This window comes from Herpetosiphon llansteffanensis (genome assembly GCF_003205875.1).
Lineage (GTDB): Bacteria > Chloroflexota > Chloroflexia > Chloroflexales > Herpetosiphonaceae > Herpetosiphon > Herpetosiphon llansteffanensis.
On sequence record NZ_PUBZ01000168.1, the window covers coordinates 1 to 7,534 of the forward strand.

Consider the following 7,534-nt stretch of genomic DNA (forward strand, 5'->3'; position numbering starts at 1 on the left):
CCCCTGATCCCCAACCCCTCATCCTTATGTTCTATGTTCTATGCTCTTTCTCCATTTTGACTTTTGCTTTATCTTTGACGGGCTAGAATGGCTCGGATAGAATGAGCATAATACCGATCACTGTGCCAAGGATGGGTATTTTGGCAATGTCGCCTATCAACCTGTTTAAGGAGTTCCCCGTGACTGATCTGCTGACGACGATTCCTGGCCCCCGCGCAACTGCCCTAGTTGATCGCGATACGGCGGTAATGGCCCCATGTAGTGGACGTGTCTATCCTTTTGTGATGGAACGTGGCCTTGGTTCTGAAGTGTGGGATGTTGATGGTAATCGCTACCTCGATTTAAACGCAGGGATTGCGGTGGTTTCAACTGGCCACAGTCACCCTCGCCTCGTAAGCGCCCTGCAAGATCAGGTGGCGAAGTTTATCCATATGGCTGGGACAGATTTTTATAACGAGCCAATGGTTAAAGCTGCCGAAAAATTAACCTCATTGATGCCTGGCTCAGGCGAGTGGCAAGTCTTTTTTGCCAATAGCGGCACCGAATCAGTCGAAGCAGCAATCAAATTGGCGCGTTATTACACCAAACGCCAAAATATTATTGGCTTCTATAGCTCATTCCATGGTCGCTCGTATGGCAGTTTGTCGGTAACGGCTTCCAAGCCGTACCAACGCAAAGGCTTCTTCCCCTTGATGCCCGGCGTATTCCACGCCTTCTATCCCAACCCCTATCGCACGCCATGGGGTGTTGAGCCAGAACGGGTTGCCGAAATCTGCTTGGATTTCATCGAAAAGACCTTGTTTACCACTACCACGCCAGCAGAAGATGTGGCAGCGATTATCGTCGAGCCAATTCAAGGCGAAGGCGGTTATGTCGTGCCAGCCCCAGGCTTCTGGCAAGGCTTGCGCGAACTCTGCGATCGCCATGGCATTTTGTTGATCGCCGATGAAGTGCAAAGCGGTGTTGGCCGTACCGGCAAAATGTGGGCGGTTGAATATGAAGGCGTTGTGCCCGACATCATCACCAGCGCCAAAGGCATTGGCTCAGGCGTGCCAGTTGGCGCAATGATCGCGCGCAAAGAAATTAGCAGCGTTTGGAAACCAGGCGCACACGGCAATACCTACGGTGGCAATGCCTTGGCAATGCGCGCCGTCTACGAAACCTTGTGCCTCGCCGAAGAAGAATTGATGGCCAATGCCAACGAGGTTGGTGGCTACTTCAAGCAACGCCTGCACGAACTCGAAGATCGCTACGAGTGTATCGGCGATGTGCGTGGCCGTGGCTTGATGATTGGCATGGAATTCATCAAAGATAACGTCAATAAAGATCCCCATGGCGAGCTTTCTAACGCCGTGATGGAAGAATCATTCCGCCGTGGGATGTTGCTGTTGACCTGTGGCAAATCGACCATCCGCTTCTGCCCGCCGCTGGTGCTGACCAAAGATCAAGTTGATGAAGGCATCAATTTGCTGAACGATACCTTGCAAGCCCTCGGCGCAAAATAGCGTTCAATCAATATCTGCGAAGCGTAGGATTATGCTATGCTTCGCAGAGTTTTGCTGAATTGCTTATCAAAATTAATACTATGGCTATATTCCAAAAGGATTGTAGTTTATGAGCCAACTTTCCCTTGATACCAGTGCTAAAGCTGAGGAAATCCAAATTAAGCTTCTGCGTTCAATGAGCATTGTTGAGAAATTACGTTTGGCTGAGCAACTCAATCAAACTCGTGATCGACTAGCTTTCTATGGGTTGCGTAAACGCTTTCCTCATGCAAACAATCACGAATTACAACGTCGTTTTTTTGATATTAAACTAGGGTATGAACTAGCACATAAAGTATATGGCTCAATCGAGCAATGGTGTAATAATGAAATCATTGAATAATCCATTAGATATTATGACTTATATTGCCGAAATATTTGATGAATTATTGATTGAATATTTCGTTGGAGATTTGCCTCAATTATCTATGGTGAATATCGTACAACACAGGATGTTGATATTATCGCCAAGATTGATAAAAAACATATTCCAAGCTTAATTCATCGCCTCCACAATGAATTTTATATTCAAGAATCTGAAATAGAAATGGCAATTAATGCAGTCAACTATTATCAAAATACACCTTCTTTCCGATCAACTTTTAACATTATTCATTTGGCCACAGGATTTAAGATAGATATTTTCCTCCCAACCAACCGACCTTTCGAGCAAAGCCAATTTAATCGACGTGTTTACGAGCAGATAACGAATGAAACAGCAATTGGTACATGCATTACTACCGCCGAAGATATTATTTTGGCAAAACTTGAATGGTATAGCATGGCGCAAGGCGTATCCGATCAACAATGGCGCGACGTAAAATCGATTGTCAAGGTTCAAGCAGGGCAGCTTGATCATTCGTATTTGGAATATTGGGCTGCTCAACTAGGAATTTTCGATCTGCTTAAAAAAGTTCTTCAAGATTCTTATTAATCCATACTATGAACAAAGAAATAGAGCCTACGGCTTTTGGCTAGCAGAATATGGTTCGTGCAATTCGTGGCTAAAAATAGTCCTTCGTGGATTACGGTTTAACGCAGCGGCGCAGAGCAACGATGGCTATAGACTGAAGGCACTCGGCTAGCGGAACATTTTTGGGAATTTCCAAGGATTTCCCAATCCAAACGCCGATAGCCAATAGCCGCATCTTCGTGCTCTTTGTGCTCTTCGTGGTTTCAAGCTTCGTTGCTTCTCAAACGATAAACACTCCACAACAACACTTTGGTGTCTCTGCCAACAGCTACCATTTTTGTATGCTCATGCCCAGAAATCAAACAGTTTTTGGAGGATAGCGTGCACAAGCTACAAACATGGGGCGGCATTGCGGCCTTGATCAATGGATTTGCCTACATTATTGGCATTGGCATGGTCTTAACCCTTTTAGCCCCGTTTCTTGCGGCCAGCCAAGCTGAAAAAATCAGCTTCTTGCTCGAACATCAGACCTTGATGGCATTGTGGTATCTCATTATCTACTTGGTCGCGGGCGTGTGGATGGTTCCGCTAGCGATTGCATTACATCAGCGCATGCAGCAAGCGGCCCCAATGTTGATGCAAGTAACCACAGCTATGGGCGTTATTTGGGCGACTACGATTCTTTCCAGTGGCATGTTGTTGATCAACAATCTCAAAATCATTGCCGATCTTCAGCAACAAAATCCTGAGCAAACGCTCGCTGTTTCGACCGCACTTTCGGCAGTTGCCAGCGGGCTGGGTGGGGCAATCGAGTTACCTGGCGGTGTGTGGGTCGGTTTAATTAGCCTTGCAGGGCTACAAACCAAGCGCTTACCCAAGTTGTTGAATTATTGTGGCTTGCTGGTCGGTGCAACGGGCATTGCAACCGTATTTCCAGCATTCTACGAGGCTGGTTCAATCTTCGGCATAGGCATGATTGGCTGGTTTTTGTGGGTTGGTTTTTTTTTAGTAAGAGCAAAGAACATAGAGCAAAGAACATAGGGAAAGTATGAAGGATGAGGGATGAAGGATGAAATCAAAAGGCAGAAGGCAAAATCAAAAATCAAAAAGCCGCAAGGCATAGCAGACGAATCAAACAAATCTGTGTCAATCTGTGGCTAAAAGTTCTTCGCGTTCTTCGCGGTTTCATGTCCTTCGTGGAATTTGTGGCTACAAAAGCCTATAGCCTCACTCCAAAGAACTTTGCACCTGTTCAAGCCATGCGTTGGTTGCTTGACTGGAGGGATGCTGTGGCCCCAAGGTTTGGGTATATGCAAGCAAAAGCTGTTGCAATAAAACCTCGGCTTCGCTCAAACGTGCTTGCTCAACCAGCGTATGGGCTAAATGATATTTTGTGGTAATGGTATCAGGGTGCAGCGCGCCAAGGCTTTGTTCACGTGCAATCAGCACGTCGCGATAGAGCTGTTCAGCTTCGTTGTTGCGCGCTTGGCTTGCCAAAACCCATGCTAAGCCAAATTTGCTAATCAGGGTATCCTGATGCTCGTTGCCAAGCAGATTTTCACGGGCTATCAAAACTTCACGATAGAGTTGTTCGGCCTCGGCATAGCGCGCTTGATAGCCCACTGCCCACGCTAAGGAGTGTTTTGTCGCTAACGTCTGAGGATCATTTGGGCCAAGCGTTTGCTCCTGAACTGCCAAGATCTCGCGGATAAGCCGCTCAGTTTGGGCATAATCACCTTGTTCACCAAGAATTCCCGCCAAATTATGCTTGATAACTAAAACATCAGCATGGGTGCTCCCATGTTTTTGTTCAGTCAGCAGCAATATTTCGCGATAGAGGGCTTCCGCCGCGCTATACTGGCCTTGATGCGCGAGGATGCTGGCTAAATTAAACGTATATTTGATCCTCAACCCCGCTGGCGACGTTTTTTCACCTGCTTGATCGTAAATGTTAATCGCTGCTTGATAGGCACGCTGCGCCTGCGCATAGTTTCTTTGCTTCTGGAAACACAACCCTTGTTGGTAAACCAAACGTCCATCGTACTCTGCACGCTGGCATGCACGTTGATGAGCATATTCAAGGTGTGGCAACAGTTGCTCAATGTCGTTCATAGCCCATGCTGCTACATATGTATCGCTGAGTTCGGTTAGAGCCTGCTCAACCTCAACGTAATAGTGAGGATAGTTGTGCGCATCAAGATCAAGCGCCACATCGGCAATCAACGGATGTAAGCGAGGCTGGGTTGGGTCGTTACAAAAGCCAGCCTGAGCTAGCTCCCACAGATATTCAGTCAAATGATCGCGAGCATAACCGCTTGCTTCTTGTAAGAGCGCCCATGGAATAACAACATTTGGCGCGCAATAGGCCATAAGCAGCAATAAACGCCGACATGGCTGGCGTAATTCGGCGGGCAACAAGCCATAACTTAGCGCAACCGTATCGCGTACGCTCCAAAAATGGTTAACCACGTTTTGCGATTGTTTGTCAGTTGGTTTGACCATCGTTTGCAAGCTGGCAAGTCGTTGGTTTTGCAGGGCTGCAATATATTCAGCGGCAGGCTTGCGAAAATAGAATTTTAAAGCCGAGCCAATCAGCTGCAACGCCAACGGCAAATGCCCAACTAAATCGGCCAATTGGTCAGCATCATCATCGCTGAGGTATTTATTGATATTCCGCTGGGCGGCCAGCTGTTGGAGCAATTGGCGGCTTTCAGCTGGAGGCAAGCTATCAAGGACAATTAAATTAATCGTGCCTGGCCATTGGCTGCGCCGACTCGTGACTAGCACGTGGCAGCCACTCGCAGCATTCGGTCGATAGCGATTGAATAATGTGGGATCTTCACAATTATCGAAAATCAACAAGCGCGGCATCGGCTGATTAAACAATTCACGGACTACCTGGAGTCGTGTTTCAGGTTTGACTTCATAACGCCATTCGTCTGGTTTTAGGCTATCCCAACAGCGATCAAAGCTGGCTTGCAAAGTTTCGTTGGTTGCAGCGTATAACCAAAATACGCCGCCAGCAAAATAGCTGCCATAGCGATGAGCAAATTCTAAGGCTAGGCTACTTTTGCCAATCCCACCCATGCCACTGGCAAAAGCTATTGGTGTAATCATGGTTGGGTCGGGGCGCAACATCGCTTGAGCCAATTGAGCTAGCTGCTGTTCACGACCAACAAAATCGCTCAGTGGTTGATAGGGCATAACCGAATATGCTGGTAATTGGCTCCGCTCGGATACGTAGGTTTGCGGCAGGGTTGCCAACTTGGCTAATGCAGCAGGTAAGGGGTCGGTTTGGGCTGGTAATTGCAAATATTGGTTAATTTGATTGTTATTGCCTGCAATCACCGCATCAATAGTCACATCACCAAAACTATTGTTTGACCCCATAAAATCACTAATGCTGTTGCTCATGGCAATTCCTCTGAAGGTCAAATGAACGTCAAAAGGCAAAAATCAAAGGGCGAGGGATCAGGGGTCAGGGGCTGGGGATCGGTTGGTCATCCTGAACCAAAAGCTCATAGCCCATAGCCTTAGCTTCGTGTCCTTCGCGGTTCCGTTCTTCGTGTGCTTCGTGCCCTTCGTGGATCAAGACAATAACGCAGAGGCGCAGAGAATGTAAGGCTATGGGCTATGAGTTATTAGGATGTACTGTGCTCTATCCATAATTCCTATAGCCAAAAGCCTATAGCCTCTTTCGTCGTGAAGCAAACCCGACCCCCAAATACAATAAAAGCACACTCCGTCGTTGCAGTGTGCTTTCGAATTGGTCAATTGCTGACAATCAGCAGCTTAGTTACCGAGTGATGGCCAAACTTCCATCTTGGTTTTGACGCGGCGAATCACTTCGTCGGTAAAATCGGTGGTAGTGGTATGACCGCCCAAATCGGCAGTGCGCACGCCATCGTATACCGCTTCCAAGGTGGCTTCGCTGATTGCGCGGGCAGCCATATTGGCTTGCGGGGTGTCAATATAATCAAGCAACGCAGCCGAGGCCAAAATCATTGCCATTGGATTGGCAACATTTTTGCCTTCTAAGCTGGGAGCTGTGCCGTGTGGCGCTTCGGCCATCACAACATTAACCTTGAAATCTTTGTCGAAAGCCAAGAGCAATGATTCAGCGCCAGCAATCGTGCCGAACATTTGCAATACCAAGTCGCTCAAGCAATCGCCGTCGCGGTTGAGCGCTGGGATGACCATTGGATCGCCAGAGTTGGTTAAGAGCAAGGCATAGGTTGCGTCGATCAATTGTGGCTCGTAGCGCACATCGGCATAACGCTTGGCTGCTGCATCCATTTCTTCTTTGAGCATGCCTTCGTAGATTGGGCTAACCGTATATTTGGGGCCACCAAAAACTTTGGCTTTCATGCGGCGAGCATGCATAAAGGCATATTCTGAAACAGCGCGACACGTGCCCCGGGTAATTTTTTCGGTGCGATAGGCAATTTCATTATCGCCTTCGCCTTCGCGCCATTCTTTAGCACCATAGGCATCGTCAACGGCCATGCGAATGACTGAGATTGGGGCATAAGCACCGCCAACTGGGCGCACGCCTGGAATCCGGCGGCCAGTCCGCACAATCACTGTGCCATTGATTTGTTCGCGCAGAATTGCGTTGGGGCTACCAACATCGCCAGCTTTTTCTGGGGTGATGGTGGCTGCTTTCAAGCCAAAGCCAGCTTCTTTCATGGCTTGAGCTGCTTCCAGCACAATTTGATTATTGGTCGCTCGGCGCGATTCGAGGCTCAGATCGTAGCGCTTCAATTCGACTTCAACCCCAGTCACCGCAGGGTCGAGCACGCGCAGACCTTCTTCAAGCAGTTCTTGCCCCGTTTGATCGCCCTCAAGGACAACAATCGTTGGCTTACTCATTTAACTTAACTCCTTATCGTATCGATCGTTTTGAAAATAAACAAAGTTCACCTAAGGATACAAGTCTGTGCCGCTACTGTCAAAGTGCTAAGAAGAACATAGAACACAGAGCATAGAACATAGCGAAAGGATGAAGGATGAGGGATGAAATGCCAAAGCAGAAGTCAGAAGGCAAAAATAAAAAATTGGGGATCAGGGGTTGGGG

General features: G+C 47.8%; 6 protein-coding genes. 4 read left to right on the plus strand and 2 right to left on the minus strand.

What is annotated here, in order from left to right; genetic code table 11:
- The first annotated feature begins 146 nt into the window (after positions 1 to 146).
- The 4 genes from C5S61_RS25845 to C5S61_RS25860 all read left to right on the plus strand — a co-directional run bounded on the left by C5S61_RS25845 (position 147) and on the right by C5S61_RS25860 (position 3,498).
- Complete coding sequence (locus C5S61_RS25845) at positions 147 to 1,505, plus strand: acetyl ornithine aminotransferase family protein (RefSeq protein ID WP_054536904.1); 1,359 nt, start codon at positions 147 to 149, stop codon at positions 1,503 to 1,505.
- 109 nt (positions 1,506 to 1,614) lie between these two features.
- Positions 1,615 to 1,887 (plus strand): hypothetical protein, encoded by a 273-nt coding sequence (locus C5S61_RS25850; RefSeq protein ID WP_110520360.1) that lies wholly within the window; start codon positions 1,615 to 1,617, stop codon positions 1,885 to 1,887.
- A gap of 204 nt (positions 1,888 to 2,091) precedes the next feature.
- A complete protein-coding gene (locus C5S61_RS25855; RefSeq protein WP_110520362.1) occupies positions 2,092 to 2,478 on the plus strand; it encodes a hypothetical protein in 387 nt (128 codons plus the stop codon).
- Positions 2,479 to 2,838: 360 nt separating this feature from the next.
- Positions 2,839 to 3,498, plus strand: a complete 660-nt coding sequence (locus C5S61_RS25860; RefSeq protein WP_164689792.1) for a DUF4386 family protein — start codon at positions 2,839 to 2,841, stop codon at positions 3,496 to 3,498.
- 186 nt (positions 3,499 to 3,684) lie between these two features.
- Here C5S61_RS25860 and C5S61_RS25865 read toward each other — a convergent pair whose 3' ends face one another.
- Positions 3,685 to 5,871 (minus strand): tetratricopeptide repeat protein, encoded by a 2,187-nt coding sequence (locus C5S61_RS25865; protein ID WP_110520367.1) that lies wholly within the window; start codon positions 5,869 to 5,871, stop codon positions 3,685 to 3,687.
- Between the two features lie 378 nt (positions 5,872 to 6,249).
- Positions 6,250 to 7,329, minus strand: coding sequence for an isocitrate/isopropylmalate family dehydrogenase (locus C5S61_RS25870; RefSeq protein ID WP_110520369.1), 1,080 nt, complete (start codon positions 7,327 to 7,329; stop codon positions 6,250 to 6,252).
- Between the last annotated feature and the right edge of the window lie 205 nt (positions 7,330 to 7,534).

Bases quoted from the DNA above. Each gene is read 5' to 3' on its own strand.
- C5S61_RS25845 (WP_054536904.1), top strand. From the start codon at position 147: ATGTCGCCTATCAACCTGTTTAAGGAGTTCCCCGTGACTGATCTGCTG.
- C5S61_RS25850 (WP_110520360.1), top strand. From the start codon at position 1,615: ATGAGCCAACTTTCCCTTGATACCAGTGCTAAAGCTGAGGAAATCCAA.
- C5S61_RS25855 (WP_110520362.1), top strand. From the start codon at position 2,092: ATGGCAATTAATGCAGTCAACTATTATCAAAATACACCTTCTTTCCGA.
- C5S61_RS25865 (WP_110520367.1), bottom strand. From the start codon at position 5,871: ATGAGCAACAGCATTAGTGATTTTATGGGGTCAAACAATAGTTTTGGT.
- C5S61_RS25870 (WP_110520369.1), bottom strand. From the start codon at position 7,329: ATGAGTAAGCCAACGATTGTTGTCCTTGAGGGCGATCAAACGGGGCAA.